Origin of the sequence: Pseudomonas sp. IPO3747, assembly GCF_013385245.1 — a bacterium.
In the GTDB taxonomy this organism is placed as follows: Bacteria; Pseudomonadota; Gammaproteobacteria; order Pseudomonadales; family Pseudomonadaceae; genus Aquipseudomonas; species Aquipseudomonas edaphica.
Window position 1 is genome coordinate 100,003 of sequence record NZ_JACAQL010000029.1, and the last position, 19,393, is coordinate 119,395.

Below are 19,393 nucleotides of genomic sequence, written 5' to 3' on the forward strand. Positions count from 1 at the left end.
TTTCAAAAAAATCAGTAAAAATAAAGAGTTGTGAGTTTTCTGAATGGTATGTGCGAGATTGGTTTGCCAGGCGTAAGAAAACTCACTTCGGCGCCACCATGCGCGTTCGCGGCTTGCCATCCGCGTTGTGCTGGTAAATCCCCTCCGGCTGGCCCTGCGCATTGAAAAACACTTGGCCGATGCCCGCCGAATTCCACAGCCGTTCACCCGCCTCGGCGTGTTCCGGGATATGCGGCACTACCTGCATGGTGCGCCGGCGCGTGAAACCGTTGAGGGGCGAGCGCGGTGAGTAGAGCCAGCGGTTGAGGCGGTCGAACCATTCCAGCAAACGCGCCGGGAACTGGTTCTTGATGCCGCTGCTGGTGATCTGCCAGATTTTTGGGCCGGCGCTGCGGTGGCGGATCAGCACTTCATAGACGAACGAGTAGTGCACATCGCCCGACAGGATCACGTAGTTCCCCGGCGTGCGCGAGTGGCGAAAGATATTCAGGATCACCTGGGCGGCGCCGCGATGGGCCATCCAGTTTTCCGCGTCTACCAGCAGTGGGTAGCCACACCAGCTGAAGACCTTCTGCACCGTCTCGATCAGCTTGACGCCGAAGATCGGCGCGGGCGACACGATGATGGCCGACGGGTGGTCCAGCAGGGCCTGCTGCAGTTCGCTCAACGCTTCCCAGTCCAGCAGGCCGGAAGGTTGCTTGAGCGCAAACTCACTGCGCCAGCGCCGGGTGCGAGTGTCGAGCACCACCAGTGCGGGCGTGGTGGGCAGCACGTAATGCCAGTGCTGGAATTTCAGCAGGGTTTGCACTAATTCATCGTGGGCACTGGCGTGCAAGTGGTTGTCTTGAACGTTGGCGGTCAGCGCCTGGGTGTGTTCCAACAGTTTGCCAAACACATCTGGCTGGTTGCCCCAGCCCTGGCACAGCATATAAGCGAGCAGGGCATTGCCGATGATGCGCTTGGAGAATGGATGGCCGTAGGCGGTGGCCTCCCATTGCGCGCTGAGGTTCCAGTCGTCGGTGATGTCGTGATCGTCAAAAATCATCAGCGTCGACAGGTGCGCGAAGACCCGCGCAACGCCGGGCAGGCCGTCACGGAACCGATCGACCTGCACTTGCTCGTGGTCGTAGCGCAGGTGTTCCGGCGTGCTTAATGATGGCGGCTGTGGCGTGATCAACGTCCAGGGCGTGGGCGACCACACCATCAGGTACATCGCCAGTACTTCGGCAAAGGTCACCAGGTGGTTGTCGGCGGTGCTGCTGGTAAAGATCGGTTTTTTCACACCGCCGAAAAACCGTTCGCGCAGGGTCTCGTTGCTGTCCAGTGCGGGCAGCAGATCCGCGCGGTGGTAATAGCTGGCGCGATGCCCGTAGAGGCTGGCGCTGTCATCCACCACGGCGCCTTCCAGGTATTCGTCGAACAACGCCAGGCGTGCGATCAGCGCATGAATCGCGCGCAGCATGGGGCCGGCCACATCATCGGCGTAGACCTGGTCACCGCTCATCATCAGCAGCGCCGGGCGCTCGGCCGGTGTGCGCGCGTCAGCCAGCAGGCGGTCGACGCACAGCAAACCGTCATTGGCGTGGTGATGGGGTTTGCGGCACGAGCCATGCACCAACTGGTGGATGCGGCTATGCACTACGAAATTCGCCGATGGAGCATCGGCATACAGCAGGTGCGGCGCCCAATGCGCAATCCCACAGCCGTCGACCAGCAGGTCGTAGTCGATGCTCACGTCCAGCGGCAGGGCTTCGCTCAGGGAAACGTCGATCAGGTGGATAAAGGCGTGGCGCCCAACGGGCACGACTTGGCACTGCTGGGTGTCCAGATCGATCGTCAGCGTTTGGCCTTGAGGCACTTGCAGCTTTAAGCACAATGGCAGGACACGGCTGCCCACCAGCCAGATCACCAGACGCTGGGGTTCCAGGCGCCTGAGCAGTGGGCCGGCAATGACGGCGGGCAGTGTGTCGGATGGCGGCATGAAGCAAGCAGCTCATACAAGGTAGGACTTAAAAGGGTAACGCAGAGGATGTCAGCGTTTTGTTAAAGGCGTGCCGCAGATACCTTGCAGCCGATTACCCTTGTTGTGTTAGAGCAGATGGCCTTGTCCCAGGGACTCCAGGGACGTTCGATAAGGCTTGGGCTTGGGCGGTGCGTTTTGCATCATGGGGTTACTGTCAGGACGTGAGGGCTTTTCAGCGGACCGGGTGGCGATTTCAGCCATTTGGTTGGCCAGTTGGAAAGCTATGTTGAACTGAAAGCCGGGCAGCATGTGGACGATACTCATGGGAAAAACCTCTTGCTCAATTGGAGGGATGTTCTCGCATCAATACTCCCTTTGACTGCGCACCCACTCAGTGGCGCTGGCCGGGTTAACGTTCCCGGCCATGGGTTTCTGCATGTTTAATATCCGTAGGACTGAATGCGTTTCAGACAGACTTGGGTACCGTAAACCTGAACTCACTGCCACGCCCCAACTCACTCTCAGCCTCAATCCGCCCGCCGTGGGCCTGCACGATACCTTGGGTGATATACAGCCCCAAGCCGCTGCCGGTGGGGTTGTTTTCGGTCTGGGTCCAGTAGCGATCAAACACATGGGGCAACTGCTCAGGCGCAATGCCTTCGCCGGAGTCGCGCACCGAAAACACGATATCTTCACCATTGCTCATGGCGCTGATGCCGATATTGCCCTGGCGCGGGGTGAACTTGATGGCATTGCCGATCAGGTTCGACAGCACCTGGAACAGGCGCTCCGGGTCGGCATGGATCAGCAGGCCGGGCTCGGCGTTGAACGACAAGTCGATGCCTTTCTCCATCGCCAACGGTGCGAGCAGCGAATAGGCCTCTTCGAACATCTGGCTGACGTCCAACGACACCGGCTTGACCACATAACGCCCGGCCTCGATTTTCGAGGTGTCGAGCAGGTCTTCCAGCAGCACATTCATACGCCCGGCGGCCTGTTGCATGGTGTCGATGGCCGAGGAAATTCGCCGTGAGGTATGTGGGCCGTCGGAGCTGAAGGCTTTCTGCATCATGCCGCAGAGCATCGAGATGACCGTCATCGGGTTGCGCAGGTCGTGGGACACCACCGCCACCAGTTCATCACGGGCGCGCACGGCTTGCTGCTCGCGCAACACTTGGCGGGCCAGGTCATTTTCCAGGGCGGAACGGCGCAGGTCGTTGGCGGCAAACCGGTCGCCGTGGCTCCACTTGGTGGAGATACCGGCCATCTCGACTTTCCAGATTTCAAACGAGGTGCGTGGGCGCAGGCGCAAACCGGTGTCGGAGGTTTCCAGGTTCAGCGGCTTGTTCGGGTCGCCGCTCCAGTTGATGTTCTCTTTGACTTCCGGGCGAAACCACAACACGCCGTTATCCACAGGCTTGGGCAGGCTCATGGCCAGAACGCCACTGGCCACTTGCTGGAACTCGGCGGCAGGCGGGTATACCGAGGCCAGGTTGTGACTGGAAAACACCGGCTCGTCGCTTTCTTGCAGCCATTTGTGCAGCGCACGGATCTGCGCAGGCTCGGGGCAATTGCCGTAACGGTGCAGTTGTTTGTCTTCGATGATCGCCACGCCGCCCGACAGGGTCAGGTCCATCAGCACCTGCGGCTGCTGGGCCAGGCCATCGAAGACGTTTTGCTCCGAGGCTTTCATCGCGCGGTCCAGCAATGCCAGGGCTTCGACTTTTTCTTCGCGCTGGCGGCTCAAGTCCAGGGCTTCCATGGCGCTGATCTGCAGCGACAGCACCTGGCCGATGGTCTGGCAAGCAACACGCAGGTCGTTGGGCACCAGCAAGGGCTCGCGGTTGCCGCAACTGATCAAGCCCCATAGCTTGTCGCCGGCCATCAACGAGATGCTCATGGACGACAGCACGCCCATGTTCTGCATGTATTGGCAGTGAATCGGCGACACGCTGCGCAAGGTGGCAAAGCTCAAGTCCAGCGGCTGGTCAGTGCCCGGACGCAGCTTGGGCAGCAGCGGCACCGGCTCGTAGGCAGCATTCGGGATGATGCGCAGCCAGTTGGTGCGGTACAGCTCGCGGGCCTGCTCGGGAATGTCGGACGCGGGGAAGAACAGCCCGTTGAACAGCTCCATGGACGGCGCCGACGCTTCGGCAATTACCTGGCCGTGGCCTTCTTCTTCGAAGCGATAGATCAGCACCCGGTCGTAACCGGTCATGGCCTGGATTTCAGTCACGCTGATCTCGTACAGCGCTTGCAGGGTTTTCGCCGACTGCAAGCGTTGCAGCATCTTGCCCAGGTCACTGGTGCGACCATTCAGGGCGCGAGGTTTGAAATCTTCAAGGCGCGGCTCAAATTCCAGCACCAGCACGTTTTGATGGCGATGCAGCAAGCCTTCAAATGGCGCACCATTGAGCGTGACATGCAGCGCCGGCGCGTCGAGAAACGCGTTGTTTTCGGCGATCGATTGCACGGCTTGGGCAGGTTCAACGCCAATTAACTGGTGCAGCGGTTGGCCCAACAGCGCTTCGGGTGCGTGGCCGAACAGGCTGGCCACGTTGGCGCTGACCTGAGTGATGCGCAGCTCAGGCTCCGACAACGTCAACAGCACACCGTGGGGCTGGATCGCGCCCGGGAAGCGAATCGGTTCGTCGGCACAGTTGGCAAGCAGCTCTTCAAAATCGTCGGGTTTCATAGCAGTACCTCCTGGCGGGCGAGCCAATGCTCGAAGCCACTGAATGTGGAGCGGGCCGCATCGACCGCGCGCTGTTTTGCGTCAGCATCCAGCGGCAGGCGGCCCAGGTAATCGAGAAAGTCTTTCCAGCGTCGACCGGTTTCGGCGCCGTATATATCAAGGAACGCTCCGCCGTTATCGGCGTGTATGTCCAGGCGCCGGGCCATTTCCCGGCGCAGCACTTGGCCGCCCAGGGTGGCGCCTTCCAGTACATACAGGGCACCGAGGCAGGCCGCGGGGGTGTCGAAGGTCGGGTGTTCGGTGCAGCGGGGCAAGGCGTTGATGGCGTTATCATTCAAGCCAAGGGCGCGCAAATCGCCCAGCAGTGTGGGGGTTTTCACACGCAGTACAGCGTCATACCCGTCGGGGATCAAGCCACTGGCGTACAGCGCTGCTTCCATCGGCCCATAAAACCCGTAGTACGCCTGGAGCAAGCGCCGATACCCGCCAGCATCCAACTGATCGGAGAAAAACGGCAAGCGCTTTTCCAACGCCACATGCAGCAAACCCGTGCCTGTGCGCAACGCTTCCAGCAATGAGGGCGCACTAACGTCATGGGCCTGTGAATGCATTCAATAAGCTCGAACTGTGGGCCTTAAGGCCATGAATGACGCGTGAAATGGGCGACGATTCTACACAAGTCATTGCCGTCAACTGTACGCACAAGGCGAAAAGCCTGACCGGCGGATCAGAAAAGTCGCTCCTTGCGTAATAAATGACCACAGGGCACTGCAGCAAGTTCGGTTTAAGTGATGTCGCGACGCTATTAGTGCATGGAGGCGCCTTGCTGGGTCAGTGCGGTTTGCACGCACTCAACCAAGTGCTCTGCACTCCAGGGCTTGGGTAAAAAACGTACAGAGCCGCCGAGTTGCGCCGCCAGCTTGGTATTGCCCGAGGTCAGCACCACCGGCACCGACGGCCAGCGATGCGCGACCACTTTGCTCAAGTCATAGCCATTGAGTAACCCCGGCATCTGGATATCACTGACGATCAGGTCTACCGGATCATCGCCGCGCTCCAGGTAAATCATGCCTTCATCCGCCGAAGGAAACGACGTCACATGAGCCCCGAAGTCCTCCAATACATCCACCATTAACGCACGAATGATTTCGTCGTCTTCCAATACCAAAATCGATGGCTGAGCCATGATCCTTACTCCACCATCAGGGTTCAGTAGGATGGAGTAGGCGCTGGCTGAATAGGTTCGATTGGATGTTTTTTAAACGATGGGTGGTCGTTTTAGAGCGGTCGCGTGGGGTTGTCCGCAGCGGCACGGCAAGGTGGATACAGGCATAATTGGCGCACCGTTGCCTGCTGTGGAGACTTGCATGAAGTACACCTTACTGACCCTCGCCCTGATCCTCAACACCGCCCCGGCCTTGGCGGCCGGCGATGCCGAGGCGGGCGGCAAACTGTTCAGTAAAACCTGCGGCGGCTGCCACAGCATCGGTGAAGGCGCACGCGGTGGCTTCGGGCCTGAGCTTAACGGCATCATCGGTCGACCTGCCGGCACCACCACGGACTATCAGTACTCCGACGCAATGAAAAACTCCGGCGTGGTCTGGACCCGCGACAAACTCGCGGCCTATATCGAAGCGCCGAAGAAGGTGGTGAGCGGTACGCGCATGATCTTCTGGGGTATCAGCGACCCGGAAAAGATCGAAAACATCTTGGCCTACCTGGAAACCTTCCAACCCAAGTAATCATTCGCGTACGTTCCTGAACAGCATCAACCGCGCACTTTCATGCAGCCCACGGGTCAGCCCCTGCAGGCGCTGAAACTCTTCGGGATGCTGCTCGGCTACATCTTCGCGCGGTGTTTGCGAAGCCAGGTCGTGCAGGGTTGGTGAGCCGCCGTCGTGCTGCATCTGCAACAGGAAGTGCTGGGTTACACCGCCGATAATCGGGAAGGTGCCTTCGTGCAGCACCAGTGGCACCACACGTTCGCCTTCCGGCGCCGGCTGCTGGATATCGCGGCCCATCGCGCCGTTGCGAAACGGCACGCCCGCCATGCCGGCCACGGTTGGCAGCAAGTCCGCCAGCCCCACGGCCTCGTCAATAACGCGTGGCTCAAGGCCCGGCGCGTGGATCAGCAGTGGCACGTTGTTGCTTTCCAGGCCCAGTTGCTCAAAAGCTGGCGCCATGTGCGGGATCTGGCTGATGCGTGTGTTGTGGTCGCCGAAGAACACAAAAATGCTGTTGTCGTACCAGCCACCGGCCTTGGCGATGTCCATCAGGCGGCCGATGTTGTAATCCAGCAGGCGCACTGCGTTGTATTGCTCGACACTGCGCGAGCCGGCAGCCTGGACTTGTTCCAGAGTTACGTTGTTGAGTTGGAAACCATCATTTTGCTTGGGAATGGTGAACGGCCGATGGTTGCCGGAAGTTTGCAGGTAGGCAAAGAACGGCTGGCCGTTGGGCACGGCGCGCAGCAGTTGGTCGCCTTCCTTGAACAGGTCCAGGTCAGAGATGCCCCACACGTCCACGCGGGGCGAACGCCAGTGGCTTTCGTCAAACAGCTGCACGCCATCGATGCTCTGGCGGATCAGCGCGTTGATATTCGCCCAGCCAGCGTTGCCGCCGATCATGTAGAACTTCTGGTAACCCTCGAAGGCGTTGATCAACGTGTGTTGCCGCGTGATCAGCGGGTTGCGTGTGGCGGTCTCCTGGCGGGTCACGTCGGGCACGCCGGTGATGCTCGCCCACACGGTTTTGGCGGTGCCGGTGACCGGCACATAAAAGTGTTTGAAGAACCAGCTTTGCGTCGCCAGCTTGTCCAGGTTTGGCGTGGGGTTCAGCGGGTTGCCATAGGCGCCGACCGCACTGGTGCCGAGGGATTCGAGCATGACGAAGACCACGTTGGGCGGGCGCTCGCCGGCCAGCTTGTAGGGCTGCACGCCTTGTTCGCGGATGAAATTCAGCTGTTGCGCGTCAGGCTGGTCAACGCCCAAGTACTCGGCCACTTGCGGGTAATGCGTGCGCACCTGGGTTTCATCGAATTGCGACTGGCCAACCTTGAGCGTGTCGTACAAAAACAGCACCGGGTTCAGGCCCACGGCGGCGACCTGGCTGTTGCCGGAGAAGAACGCATCGCTCCAGCGCAACGGCACCGGGTTTTCCAGGTTGAGATTGGCCACCCGGCCAAGCAGGGCCAGCAGCACAATGACCACACCGATCACGGACACCGACGCCACTGTGAGTTTGCCGATGGTTTTGGGCGCACGATCCAGCGTCAATCGCTCCAGGCACACCAGTGCCCACACCCACACAACCACCGCCGCCAACCAACAGGCAGTTATCCACAGCACCGGGTAGGTTTCCCACACCATCTGTTGAGAAATCTGCGCGTCTTGCAGATAGCGCAGCACCGTCGCGTTGATGCGCACGCCGAGGTAGGCGTAGTGGCCGAAGTCGATGATGTAGATGAGACCCACCACCGCCAGTGCAATCACCAGATAGCCGCGTGCCAGCCAGCGCAGGGCGGGCAGGGTGATAAGGTTCCAGCGCGGTAGCCAGGCGAGCACGGCCACGGGTAGCAGGAGCAACACCGCCAGGCGCAGGTCGAAACGCAGGCCGATGCCGAGGGTTTCCAGCAAGCCCTCGGTATTTAAATCCAGGCCGGAAAAGCTGATTAGAAACACCAGCCGCAACGCCGCCAGCAACACAAACACCAACCCGATCGCGCCCACGCCGTAGCGCAGGCGGCGTGATTGCAACGCAGTCATCATTAACCTTCCCAATTTCAAAAAACGACGCAGACCCACTGTGGGAGCTGGCTTGCCTGCGATAGCGGTGTGTCAGTGCCCGATGTGCTGCCTGAGGCGGCGCATTCGCAGGCAAGCCAGCTCCCACAGTTTGAGTTGCATTAATCCAGCTACCAGGCAGTAGCCCATCAACAGCGGGTCGACCAGGTAATCCCAATAGTTCTCCGATGCCTTGAGCCGCAGCGCAAATGCCAACGTGCCCACCGCCAGCATCCACACCGCCAACCTGTTACGCAGGGCCAGCATCAACAGCGTCAATGCGCCTATCAACACAATCATCGGCCGAGGGTTAAACCCCCAGCGGTACGGGTCGAAATACGTCAGCCCCATCGCCGCCGGGTACAACAGCAGGCACAGCCCGCCAAACAGCACCAGCAGTTGCAGCTGATGTGCCCGGCCAAGCGGCTGCACCAGCCCCAACCGGCACACCGCCACCCACGCCAACAACACCAAGGTGCTGATCGCCAGGTCATCGGTAAAGCTGCGCACATACGCCGCCAACGGCAGCTCATTCACCGGGATAAAGCTCAACGCCACCAACACCGGCAGCAGCCATGGCCGCCACGGGGCGGTGAACCGGAACGTGCTGAGCAGCACAAACCCCAGCAATACAAAACTCAAATGGGCTTGCCACAACGCCATCATCACAAGCGCTCCGCCAGCCAGGCTTCGTTGAAGCTGACATGTTTGATAAAGGTGTTATTCCACGAGTACACCAAGTGGTACATGCCGTCCGGGCTGCGACTGAAGTACGGGTATTCGTATTCGAAATCACAGCCACGGGGTTTGCACACGCGGTAATCCAGGTTGCTCAGAAAGCGCTGCTCCAACGGCAGACGCTTGGCACCGCTGGAGGTACGGAAGCCTTCGCCGATGATTTCTTTATAAGCCTGGGGGGAGAACGGTTGACCGAGCGGGTCCGGCGACTGGTCCAATTGCACTACCGTGCGCCATTGCGTCATCTGCGCGTCGGTGCCGTAGAGGCTGAGCTTGAAGCGGCCGTCTTGCAGGTCGTTAAGGGCGACGAGTAGACCGTCGTCTTCAGTACCCACAGCCGCCAGCGATGAATTGGGGTTGGCCGGCGCCAGCGGGAACGGCTCGCTCCAGGTTTGCCCGGCATCCTCGGTGCGGCTGGCGAGCACGCGGTGATGGGTTTCACCGGCGTAGCGCAGCATCGCCACGGCTCGCTGGCCGTCCTGCGCCACGATGGTCGGCTGCAGCGAATGTTTGCCGCGGCTGATGCGGAATTTGTCGATCACCGCGCCGTCGGCACTCAAGTACAGGTACTCGGCAAACTTGCCCATGAACTCGTGATACACCGGCAACCCGATGGAGCCATCGGCATGGAACACCGGTGCGGCGCGCACCAAGGTGCTGATATTAAAAAACGGCGACGTCACCAATTGCCGAGGCGCCGACCAGTTCGCGCCGAGGTCATCGGAGACCATCACGTTGATCGCACTGGTGGCCCAGCCGCCGACTGACACTGACACGTAAAACATCCACAGGCGTTTATCCGGCCCCAGGGCAATCACTGGGTTGCCCAGCTTGCGAATGTAACGCTGGGTGCCGTCGCGTGTGCTTTCCCGCGTGGCCAACACCTGCTCGCCGCCCCATTCGCCACTGCGTGCATCAAACCGCGCCGTGCGCACCTGCACATCGGCGGCGCCTTCGCGGGAGCCGGCAAACCACACAGCCATCAAGTCGCCGCCGGGCAGGGCGGTCACGGAGGAGGAGTGCACAAAGTCGGTGAGCTGTGAGGACACAAAACGGCTGTTGTATTGCGGGGCTGCCGCCACCTTCGCCGGGCTCGGGTTCGCCTGGGCAAACGGTGCCAGCACGTGGGGCGGATGGCTCAGCCAGGCGGCGATAAAGACGCCTAGCAGGCTGAAGATCAGTAGGGCACAGCGCATAGGGAACCTGTGAGAAGAAAGGATGACGGCGCACGTTCACCCGGCAGGCGCTTCCTGCGGCCGGTGAGCGTGCATAACGACAGGTGGTCCCGTACCTGCCGGCACAGTGCAAAACCAACCTTAGCGCAACCTTAGTTGGCAACGAGCCGTAACATCTTTGCCCGAATAGCCCTGCGTAGAACCGGCATGATTTCGCCGTTTCCTACAGAGATTTCGCTATGCGCCTACTCCTCGTCGAAGATGATCGCGCCCTCGGCCAAGGCATTCGCGTGGCATTGGGCGCCGAAGGCTACACCCTGGATTGGCTGCAAGACGGCCTCAGCGCCTTGCACGCCCTGCGCACCGAAAGTTTTGATCTGCTGCTGCTCGACCTCGGCCTGCCGCGCCTCGATGGTCTCGACCTGTTGCAGCAACTGCGCGCCGGGCAGCATGACCTGCCGGTGCTGATCCTCACCGCCCGCGATGGCACCGCCGAACGCATCGCCGGCCTGGATGCCGGCGCCGACGACTACCTGATCAAACCCTTCGACGTCGAGGAACTCAAAGCCCGCGTGCGCGCGCTGTTGCGCCGCAGCCAGGGCCGCGCCCAACCCATGCTCGAACACGCCGGCGTCAGCCTCGACCCGGCCACCCAGCAAGTGCGCTACCAGGGCGATGAGATCATCGTCACCCCGATGGAATACCAACTGCTGCACCAACTGATGGTGCGCCCCGGTAAAGTTGTGACCCGCGAGCGGCTGTCTCGCGCCCTGTATGGCTGGCAGGACCGGGTGGAAAGCAATACGTTGGAGGTGTTGATCCATAACCTGCGCAAGAAGTTATCCACAGAGCTGATCCGCACTGTGCGCGGCGTGGGCTATGTGCTGGCGCTCAAACCATGAGTTCGGTACGCGCACGCATCATTATTCCGGTGCTGGTCCTGATCCTGCTCGGCGACGCCCTGATCAGCTGGCTGGTGCTGCGCGACAGCCACCACGAAATCGAAGAAGTCTACGACGCCCAACTCGCCCAAAGTGCCCGCCTGCTGCAAGGCGTACTGCGCCAGCGCGAACCTGGCGACGCAGACTGGGGCCGCTTGTACGAGGCGTTCGACCAGGCCATGAGCCGCGTGGGCGAGGAGGGCGTGGCCCATCCTTATGAGACCCGGCTGACCTTCCAGGTCTGGCGCAGCGACGGGCAACTGCTCATGCGTTCTGCCGAAGCCCCTGTCCTCACTGCACCGCCCACTACGCTCGGCGCCCATGACCTGATGGACAGCGGCAACGACTGGTGCGCCTTCCTCCTCGCCGACCCGCAACAAGGCCTGCTGATATGGGTGGGCGAACGTGACGACGTTCGCCAGAGTGTGATCGAGCGTATCGTGCGCCACACCCTCTGGCCTACCGTGATAGGCGTGCCGCTGCTGACCGTACTGATCTGGTTGGCCATTGGCTGGGGGCTGACGCCCTTGCGCACCATGGCCCGCAAGCTGCGCGGGCGTAACACCAACGCCTTGCAACCGCTGCACGTGAACCCACTGCCGAGCGAGCTGGAGCCGATGCAAACCGCACTCAACCGGCTGCTGGTGCAGATGGACGACCTGCTGGAACGCGAACGCCGCTTCATCGCCGACGCCGCCCACGAGTTGCGCACACCGTTGGCGATCCTGCGCATCCACGCGCAAAACGCCCAAAGCGCTGCCACCGAAGAACAACGGCGCGAAGCCCTGGACTTTCTGGTAAACGGCGTCGACCGCGCCACACGCATTGGCAGCCAACTGCTGACCATGGCCCGCATCGAGCCACAACTGAGCAACCCCGTGCGCAAGCCCGTGCAACTGACGGAACTGGTGCGTGAAGAACTCGCCGAGCTGACGCCCCTGGCCATGGAGAAAGGCGTGGAGCTGGTGCTGGAAGGCGATGAAGAATGTTGGGTGCAAACCGAGCCGGTGGCGTTGGCGATTGCGTTGCAAAACTTGGTGACCAATGCGCTTAACTTTTCGCCGGTGGGTGGCGAGGTACGGGTGGTGATCGGCGTTAATGGTTTGCGCGTGGAGGACCAAGGGCCGGGGATTGATGAGGCGCAGATGGGGCGCTTGTTTGAGCGGTTTTACAGCCGGGATAACGCCAATGGCGCCGGGTTGGGGTTGGCGATTGTGGAGATGATTGTGGGGAAGATTGGCAGTACGTTGAGCCTGCGAAATTTGGAGCAGGGCGGCTTGTGCGCGCAACTGAGCTTCACGGCTTGCGTGGAAGCACCTGCGGAAATACCACACCGTTGAACGTGTGGGTGCAGCAGTCACAACTGGGCTTCATCTGTTCGGGCGTCAATTTGGGGTTAACCTTTTGCAGCAGGCCTGCCTCGTCGACCCACAAGCCGCTGTAATAGCTGGACTCACCTATTCGCACGTATTCGTCTTTGTCATTTTCATGCAGCGCAACCATCCAGAATACGGGCTCCGGGCGATCCAGGCGGGCGTTGGCTTGGCTGAACACTTTGTCCCATGGCTGACCGACTTTGGACAGGAGAAATCGGAATAGTGGCGTGTAGTCAAAACCGTGTCGTTGATGGCTATGCATTGAAGCGCGTGTGGACAGTGAGTGCTTTACCCTTTTGGTATGCCGTTCATTGCGATAAGCGAAACAGCTACCGTGGTGCACACCGTGGGTCCGGGTGTTGACTGAGCGGTAGAGGTGGGGCTTTTTCATTGCTTCAGAATTCCTTCTGGGGATGCTTTGGAGGTGGCGGCCAAGCGCCTTGGTATTGGAATGAAATTTGATAGTCGAATCGGTTGGGCTCTATCACATGCTGGAAGAGGGGTTGGAGAATTGTTATCCAGCTAGGGAGAACGTTGTAAACGTCTGCATATATTGCACTTTCCTCGCTCAAACCTAATGCTTCAAAAGAACGGTCTGCGTCGACGATATCCGCTGAGTACTCGTCCGCTTTCAAGTCATCGCTGTGTTTTTCGTACCAGCGCAATCTGATTTTCATAACCATTTTTCGCACGCCTCCTTATCTGTAGATTCGACGTTTTGGGTCCGCCGGTCCGCGACGTTCAGCGGTATAAGGATCAAATGCGCCGAGGTGTTCCAAATCACTCTTTCGATAGACTTCCAGTTCACCTTTCTTGGAGTCCCATTCAAGTAACTTCTTCCTTTTTGCATCGATCCACCGCTCACGTAAGCCAGCCCCGCCTAGTCTTGGTGTCACCGGCCTTTGGGGGATCAGCCCTGGGAAGCCAGCTATATCTTCGGTTTTTGGTGCTGGAAAGTAATCATGGTCCGGATTTCTCAAGCCTTTGCGTGGCTCATTAACCACCACATAGAGCGGCCGAACCCCCGACTCCACCGGGAACACCAGAATAAAATCCCGATACTGCGGTGGGTAAATCGGGTTCACCAGAATCTGCGCCGCCTTCTCCGTCGGCGGATAAATCCAGATCACCGGCGCTTGCGGCGCAGCCTCCAAGGCGGGAATCCCCAGCGTGTCGCGCGGATCAACCGCTGGCGTCCAGATCAGCTCCACGCCCTCACCCAAATCCGCCACAAACTGATCGCCACGGCTTTGGAACTGCACCACATCGATCATCTGCCAATCGGGGTTGTTGCCCGTGTAAAACCCATATCCCTTGAGTGTGCCGTCCTCACGCTGCTCGACATGCAAACGCATCTGCGACCGTGCCCGTTGCAGCGAGCGTAATTGCTCCTCGCTGTAGAGCGCGCTATCGCCCAGCACCGATGGCCATAACAACGCGACCAACCCACTCAACAGCCCACCGGCGACAGTACCAACAGCAGTCGCTGCCGACTCCACTGCCGCCGATCGCAACGCCAATTGCCCCAAGCCGACAGGCAGGGCACTGCCGCTGATCTTGCGCAAGGCAACCGCGCCACGGCTGTCTACCTCGTGGCCACCCAACAGGCTGAAATGGCCGTAGTCCTTGATCAACTCCAGCGGTACGTAACCGGTGGGGTCGTTGTAGCGAATGATGCCGTTGGGCAGTTGGCAGGGTTTTGTGAAGACGCAGCCTGGCGGTTTGGCGGGTGTTGGCGCTGGGGTGGGAGGCGGCTCAAATAAATCAATCGGCGGTGAATAAGGCGCGCGCTTCGGCTGCGGCGTCAGGATCCGCCGTTTGAGTTGTTCTTCTTCGGTAATGGGGTACGAGCGTTCTGACATGACTGGCTCACTTCCTTGTGTGGGAGTGAGCCTATGAGGTGGGAGCGGAGGCTTATGTCGGCTTCGTTCGATGGTTGGTGTGGGAAAAGGAGACTGGCGTATGGTTAGCCAGGACTGTTTCGATTATTGCGATTTTCGTTTGTTTCGTTTAGCTTTGATTCAACCGAATTGCGTAACACCGGAGCTGCATCATGATCACCAATCAACTCCCCAAAACGATCCTGCCGCTGGAAAAGGAAGTCGAAGCCGCCGTGCAAGGCCAGCGAGAACTGGCATCTTTGCTTTCGACCAAATTTGAAACCCAGCGCATCGACATCTTCGACAAAGAAGACAAACCCCACACACTTGTACTCCCGACCTCAGCCCTGCGCCTGTTGGTCGACATCCTGGGCGAATTGGCTATCGGTAACGCCGTCAAGGTCGTGCCGGTGCATGCCGAATTGACCTCTCAGGAGGCCGCCGACCTGCTCAACGTTTCGCGCCCGCACCTGGTCAAGATGCTGGAGGAGGGCGCCATTCCTTTTACAAAAACGGGCCGGCATCGGCGAATCCGGTTTTCGGATCTGATGGCGTTCAAGCAGCGCCGTGATGAAGAAAGCCAAGAGGCAATGGAAGCGCTGGCGCAACAAGCTCAGGCGTTGGGAATGGGGTATGACGGATGAGGTGTTCGCCGTTTACTGCGGTATACGATGCGTGTGTTCTCTACCCGGCGGCACTCCGGGATTTGCTGATGTGGCTTGGTTTGTCGGGACTGTATCGAGCTCGATGGACGAGCCAGATCCATGAGGAGTGGAAGCGCAACGTTCTCAAAAACCGACCGGATCTTACGGCTGAGCAAGTCAATTGCACGTCGGCGCTGATGGATAAGGCGATACCCGATGCATTGGTGACGGGGTACGAGGATCTGTGTTCGAGTTTGGATTTGCCTGATCCTGATGACCGTCATGTGCTGGCGGCGGCGATTCGAAGCAAGGCTGAAGTTATCGTGACCTTCAATTTGAAAGATTTCCCGGCGCATATCCTGGCTGCCTATGACATTGAGCCTATGCATCCGGATGACTTTATTTCGGATCTGTGGGATTTGGATCAGGCGGCGGTGTTGGGGGCGGCGCAGAAGCAAAGGCGGACGTTGAAGCGGCCGCCGATGGAGGCTGGGAGTTATCTTGAGATGTTGATGCGCCAGGGGTTGGTGCAGACGAGTAAGGTGCTTGGGCCATATGGGGTGATGTTGTAGGTTCGAATGAGCGGGCCTATTTGCTGGGCATCACTCTGGTTGGCTTGCTTATCTTTGGCCTCCTCGAAAGAACAGGCATTTACCCCCGTACCAGCCTCATGACATTTTTCGTCACAAGGCTCGGCTTTGATCATCTGTTTTTTAAAGCTAAGTTCTCGCTCGTCGCTGCGAATCAGCGACCGGGCCTGGAAACCCGTGGGTATAGGCGCATAGGCGCCACCATTTATCACGACCGCTGGTGCCATTTTTGTGCCAGCATATGCGTGTTATGGCGGCTGTGCGTGGGAGACTTTCGAGTCTGCCGGGTTTGCCTATTCCCCCGGTTTCCAGCCTGCGCACAGCTGCCACCCATTCGCCTGGAAACGAATGGGGCAGCTCTCTATAAAGAATGGGAGCTATACCAATGATCATTTCTGAAAGGTTTTATCCTTGTAATACTGCAACCCACACCACCGCCCAGCCCGAAGGTGCCCAATGATCAACCCACCTCTCAACAAAACCCTCGGCATCATCACCTTCTCCACCTGCGGCAAACAGCCCAACCTGCACCGTCTATTTCGCGTCAATGCCGGCGTGCCCATTCGTGATGCCCTGGAGCATGCTTCCGAGTTGCTGCACTGTTCCAAAATGCTCGCATTGGATGCGGCCATGGACAAAGGCGCGGACCGTTATGCCTGGGCGGCGCATTATTTGGGGGAGATGGCGAAGGCGGTGGTGGATGATTTGGCGAATGGGATGTTGCCCAATGGGGTGATGGAGGAGGGGGACGCTGTTTCGGTGTAAGTGGGTGGTTTGAGGGTGTGGCGGCTGGCGTCATCGCAGCATAGGTATCTACACAACTTTTGAAGGCCGCCACTTTCTCCTGTGGCGAGCAGGCTTGTCCTGCGTTGGGCCGCGAAGCGGCCCCAAACCCTGACACTGAGTACTTTCAGGAAAATTGCAGTGCCTTTACTGGGGCCGCTTCGCAGCCCAACGCAGGACAAGCCTGCTCGCCACAACAGCCCACCTACCACAGACTTTGTGTTAACCGGCTGTGTAGATACCTATGGTCATCGCAGGCAAGCCAGCTCCCACATCGGTCGGTGTACATCTGTTGAAGCAGCGTTAGCAGTAAAAAAGACCTTGGGACGCCAGGGTATTTTTTTGCCTGCAGAATCCAGATCAAACGTGCGCAATGTTTGTGTACGGCAGCGAGGCGAAGTCGATCATGTGCCTTACCGTGAGCGGTGTATGACGTTTTGCTCGCGGATCTGTATCTAACGCCCTGCTTTTCAACGCCCTACCATGGCACCCAGCACAATACTGCAGGAGCGACACCATGCCCGAACTGTCCAGCTGGCTTGCTTATGGCCTGATCTCCCTCGGCATGGTGCTGACGCCCGGGCCGAACATGATTTACCTCATTTCCCGCTCGATCTGCCAGGGGCGCACGGCCGGGATGATTTCCCTCGGTGGCGTTGCCTTGGGTTTCCTTGTTTATATGTTCTGCGCGGCGCTGGGGATTACCGCATTGGTGATGGCGGTGCCGTTTGCCTACGACGCGTTGCGGCTCGGTGGCGCGATGTACCTGGTGTACCTGGCCTGGCAGGCGGTGAAACCGGGTGGCCGGTCGCCGTTTCAAGTGCGGGACTTGCCCCAGGACAGCCCACGCAAGTTGTTCATGATGGGCTTGGTGACCAACCTGCTGAACCCCAAAGTGGCGGTGATGTATTTGTCGTTGTTGCCGCAGTTTATTGACCCGAATGGGCATGGCAGTGTGCTGATGCAATCACTGATCCTGGGTTTTACGCAGATTGCCATCAGCGTGAGCGTCAATGCGGTGATTGCAATGATGGCGGGTTCCATCGCCGTGTTCTTCGTCACCCGTCCAGGCTGGCAGGCGGTTCAGCGTTGGGTGATGGGTTCGGTGCTGATGGGCTTGGCTGTGCGGATGGCGGTTGAAGGGCGGCGGTAAGAGGGTGGTTGCAACGTTGTAGTTAGGGGTGGTTAACAGGAGGTTGCATGCTTGAAGTGTGGGGGCGACGTTCGTCATTCAATGTTCAGAAGGTCATGTGGCTTATAGGTGAGTTAGGTCTGGCCCACCGCCATATTTCCGCGGGCGGCCAATACGGCCTCAAGGATTCGCCAGCGTTTCTGCGCATGAACCCCCATGGGCGCGTGCCTGTCATAAAAGATGACGACGGGACAGTGGTGTGGGAGTCGCACAGTATTCTCAGATACCTTGCCGCGCGTCATGGGGCATCTGGTTTCTGGAGTGAGGACCCAGCTCAGCGCTCTCAAGTTGACCGTTGGATGGATTGGTCTCAAACCAGCTTGCAGCCGACGTTTTTAAATGGTGTGTTTTGGGGCTTTTACCGAACCCCTGAGGCGTTGCGGGATCCGCAAGCTATCGAAAAAAGCATCAGCCTCTGCGATCAATATTTTGAGTTACTTGACCAGGTCTTGAGCGAGCAGCCCTTTCTGGGTGGGGAACGTTTGTCGTTGGCAGACATTACTGTTGGCACACATCTGTACCGTTACTTCTCTTTAGCTATTTCCCGCCCACTCATTCCTCACGTTGAGGCGTGGTATCAAAGACTCCGGGAGCGTGAAGCTTATCGCGAGCACGTCATGATCCCTTTCGAAGAGCTTTTCGGTCGGTTGGATTATTAGCCGAGGGGATCAGAAGGGGCGTTGAAACTTCTGGTCTTGAAAAGCTGTTGCTCAGCGAGTCCTGCCGGCGCCGTTAATCTGGTTGGCGCTGGGATGTCAGCAGCTGGCGTGGCTGTTTCGCACGCCCGTGGTCTGGCGATGCCTGGACGCTGGCGTAGCCGTATTGATGGTGTACCTGGCCGGTATGTTGATCACCGACTCACTGGATATCTTTCAGATAGTCTTTGAGGGTAATCAGCGGGGTACTTAGCTCATCAAGGCTGCTGGCCTGTTGCACATCTGTAAACAGTTTGAGCAGTTCACGGCCCAGCACCGTGTCGGCGCCGCCTAGTGCATTCAAGGCCTGGGCAATGCACTCATTGAGCTTGCGTTGAATCGTCGCCAAATCCCCCTGGCGCACCAACAACCCAAACACTTCGCGCTCATACCCATCCATCACCAGGTCATCGCGCAGCAACGGGCTCGCGCCGTCCGTCTCATGCACCAGCTTGAGAGCAAAAAGCGCAACAGCTTCCAGCGTCAATTCCATGGTTCCGATTCCTCATGTCTGCGTTCGCCCGCACATACTCACGTTTCTGCAGGCGAAAAAAAAGCCCTTGAATTTCAATGGCTTTCTTTCGGACCTGTGTAAAAGTGGGTGAGAGCCGGTTTGATAGTCAGGGGCTGAAGGGGCATTGCGCGCCTACGCAAATGTCAGGTCTGCTGATTCGCCGGCTTTTCCTCGCCGCCGATTGCAAACCGTAACGCCTGGGCGAGGTCGCGCGTTTGCCATGAGCCGCGCTGTCAGGCGATCGAACACTCTATATAGCTGCAACCGTGGCACTGTGGATTAATCGAAAAGAATTTCAGGAAGGGGGTTGACCACATATTTGAATGCTGTACTATTCGCCTCCCGCTGACGAGCAGCTTGAAGCCGGTTCTGGTTCAAGTAGTTGATTTTGATAAAGAAATCGCTTGACAGCAAATGAGGCTGCT

20 protein-coding genes are annotated in these 19,393 nt (G+C 58.9%); 8 read left to right on the top strand and 12 right to left on the bottom strand.

The features are described from left to right. Positions 1–82 precede the first annotated feature (82 nt). The 5 genes from HX790_RS28120 to HX790_RS28140 form a co-directional block, all read right to left on the bottom strand. Complete coding sequence (locus tag HX790_RS28120; protein ID WP_176992551.1) at positions 83–1,981, bottom strand: alkaline phosphatase D family protein; 1,899 nt, start codon at positions 1,979–1,981, stop codon at positions 83–85. Between the two features lie 108 nt (positions 1,982–2,089). Next, positions 2,090–2,287 carry a hypothetical protein gene (locus HX790_RS28125; protein ID WP_017135411.1) on the bottom strand — a complete coding sequence of 66 codons (198 nt, stop codon included), beginning with the start codon at positions 2,285–2,287 and terminating at the stop codon, positions 2,090–2,092. 142 nt (positions 2,288–2,429) lie between these two features. Then, positions 2,430–4,658: an ATP-binding protein gene (locus HX790_RS28130; protein ID WP_176992552.1), complete on the bottom strand. Its 2,229-nt coding sequence runs from the start codon at positions 4,656–4,658 to the stop codon at positions 2,430–2,432. After that, positions 4,655–5,269, bottom strand: coding sequence for a biliverdin-producing heme oxygenase (locus HX790_RS28135; RefSeq protein ID WP_176992553.1), 615 nt, complete (start codon positions 5,267–5,269; stop codon positions 4,655–4,657). The genes HX790_RS28130 and HX790_RS28135 overlap by 4 nt, the downstream gene beginning before the upstream one ends. A gap of 194 nt (positions 5,270–5,463) precedes the next feature. Beyond that, positions 5,464–5,844, bottom strand: a complete 381-nt coding sequence (locus HX790_RS28140) for a response regulator (RefSeq protein WP_017135414.1) — start codon at positions 5,842–5,844, stop codon at positions 5,464–5,466. A gap of 181 nt (positions 5,845–6,025) precedes the next feature. Between HX790_RS28140 and HX790_RS28145 the strand changes: the two genes are divergently transcribed. Beyond that, positions 6,026–6,400 carry a cytochrome c family protein gene (locus HX790_RS28145; RefSeq protein ID WP_017135415.1) on the top strand — a complete coding sequence of 125 codons (375 nt, stop codon included), beginning with the start codon at positions 6,026–6,028 and terminating at the stop codon, positions 6,398–6,400. Here HX790_RS28145 and HX790_RS28150 read toward each other — a convergent pair whose 3' ends face one another. From HX790_RS28150 to HX790_RS28160, 3 genes are all read right to left on the bottom strand, one after another. Continuing rightward, the gene (locus HX790_RS28150) at positions 6,401–8,422 is read right to left on the bottom strand and encodes an LTA synthase family protein (protein ID WP_176992554.1); all 2,022 of its coding nucleotides are present in this window, start codon (positions 8,420–8,422) and stop codon (positions 6,401–6,403) included. Positions 8,423–8,494: 72 nt separating this feature from the next. Further along, positions 8,495–9,106 (bottom strand): hypothetical protein, encoded by a 612-nt coding sequence (locus tag HX790_RS28155; protein WP_169988401.1) that lies wholly within the window; start codon positions 9,104–9,106, stop codon positions 8,495–8,497. After that, positions 9,106–10,374, bottom strand: coding sequence for an exo-alpha-sialidase (locus HX790_RS28160; RefSeq protein WP_176992555.1), 1,269 nt, complete (start codon positions 10,372–10,374; stop codon positions 9,106–9,108). The genes HX790_RS28155 and HX790_RS28160 overlap by 1 nt, the downstream gene beginning before the upstream one ends. Before the next feature lie 218 nt (positions 10,375–10,592). On the opposite strand from HX790_RS28160, the gene HX790_RS28165 reads away from it, so the two are divergent. Further along, positions 10,593–11,255 (top strand): response regulator, encoded by a 663-nt coding sequence (locus HX790_RS28165; protein ID WP_017135419.1) that lies wholly within the window; start codon positions 10,593–10,595, stop codon positions 11,253–11,255. Further along, positions 11,252–12,634: an ATP-binding protein gene (locus HX790_RS28170; protein WP_176992556.1), complete on the top strand. Its 1,383-nt coding sequence runs from the start codon at positions 11,252–11,254 to the stop codon at positions 12,632–12,634. The genes HX790_RS28165 and HX790_RS28170 overlap by 4 nt, the downstream gene beginning before the upstream one ends. Here the strand turns inward: HX790_RS28170 and HX790_RS28175 are convergent. Genes HX790_RS28175 through HX790_RS28185 form a run of 3 tightly spaced genes read right to left on the bottom strand, consistent with a single transcriptional unit; the run spans position 12,591 to position 14,532 of the window. Further along, a complete protein-coding gene (locus HX790_RS28175) occupies positions 12,591–13,061 on the bottom strand; it encodes a hypothetical protein (RefSeq protein WP_176992557.1) in 471 nt (156 codons plus the stop codon). The two genes, HX790_RS28170 and HX790_RS28175, sit on opposite strands and share 44 nt — an antisense overlap. Before the next feature lie 4 nt (positions 13,062–13,065). After that, complete coding sequence (locus HX790_RS28180; RefSeq protein WP_017135422.1) at positions 13,066–13,353, bottom strand: colicin E3-like toxin immunity protein; 288 nt, start codon at positions 13,351–13,353, stop codon at positions 13,066–13,068. Between the two features lie 15 nt (positions 13,354–13,368). Next, on the bottom strand, positions 13,369–14,532 hold the full coding sequence (locus HX790_RS28185; RefSeq protein ID WP_176992558.1) for an S-type pyocin domain-containing protein: 1,164 nt from the start codon (positions 14,530–14,532) through the stop codon (positions 13,369–13,371). Positions 14,533–14,723: 191 nt separating this feature from the next. On the opposite strand from HX790_RS28185, the gene HX790_RS28190 reads away from it, so the two are divergent. The 5 genes from HX790_RS28190 to HX790_RS28210 all read left to right on the top strand — a co-directional run bounded on the left by HX790_RS28190 (position 14,724) and on the right by HX790_RS28210 (position 18,418). Continuing rightward, positions 14,724–15,194, top strand: coding sequence for a helix-turn-helix domain-containing protein (locus tag HX790_RS28190; RefSeq protein WP_017135424.1), 471 nt, complete (start codon positions 14,724–14,726; stop codon positions 15,192–15,194). Further along, positions 15,191–15,766 (top strand): PIN domain-containing protein, encoded by a 576-nt coding sequence (locus HX790_RS28195; RefSeq protein ID WP_099549466.1) that lies wholly within the window; start codon positions 15,191–15,193, stop codon positions 15,764–15,766. The genes HX790_RS28190 and HX790_RS28195 overlap by 4 nt, the downstream gene beginning before the upstream one ends. A 474-nt stretch (positions 15,767–16,240) precedes the next feature. Then, the gene (locus HX790_RS28200; RefSeq protein ID WP_017135426.1) at positions 16,241–16,549 is read left to right on the top strand and encodes a DUF3077 domain-containing protein; all 309 of its coding nucleotides are present in this window, start codon (positions 16,241–16,243) and stop codon (positions 16,547–16,549) included. 535 nt (positions 16,550–17,084) lie between these two features. Continuing rightward, positions 17,085–17,720: a LysE family translocator gene (locus HX790_RS28205; RefSeq protein WP_017134662.1), complete on the top strand. Its 636-nt coding sequence runs from the start codon at positions 17,085–17,087 to the stop codon at positions 17,718–17,720. Positions 17,721–17,767: 47 nt separating this feature from the next. After that, complete coding sequence (locus HX790_RS28210; RefSeq protein ID WP_017134663.1) at positions 17,768–18,418, top strand: glutathione S-transferase family protein; 651 nt, start codon at positions 17,768–17,770, stop codon at positions 18,416–18,418. Positions 18,419–18,617: 199 nt separating this feature from the next. On the opposite strand, the gene HX790_RS28215 is transcribed toward HX790_RS28210, so the two are convergent. Then, entirely contained in the window at positions 18,618–18,947 is a 330-nt protein-coding gene (locus tag HX790_RS28215) for a hypothetical protein (protein ID WP_017134664.1), read from the bottom strand. Positions 18,948–19,393 lie beyond the last annotated feature (446 nt).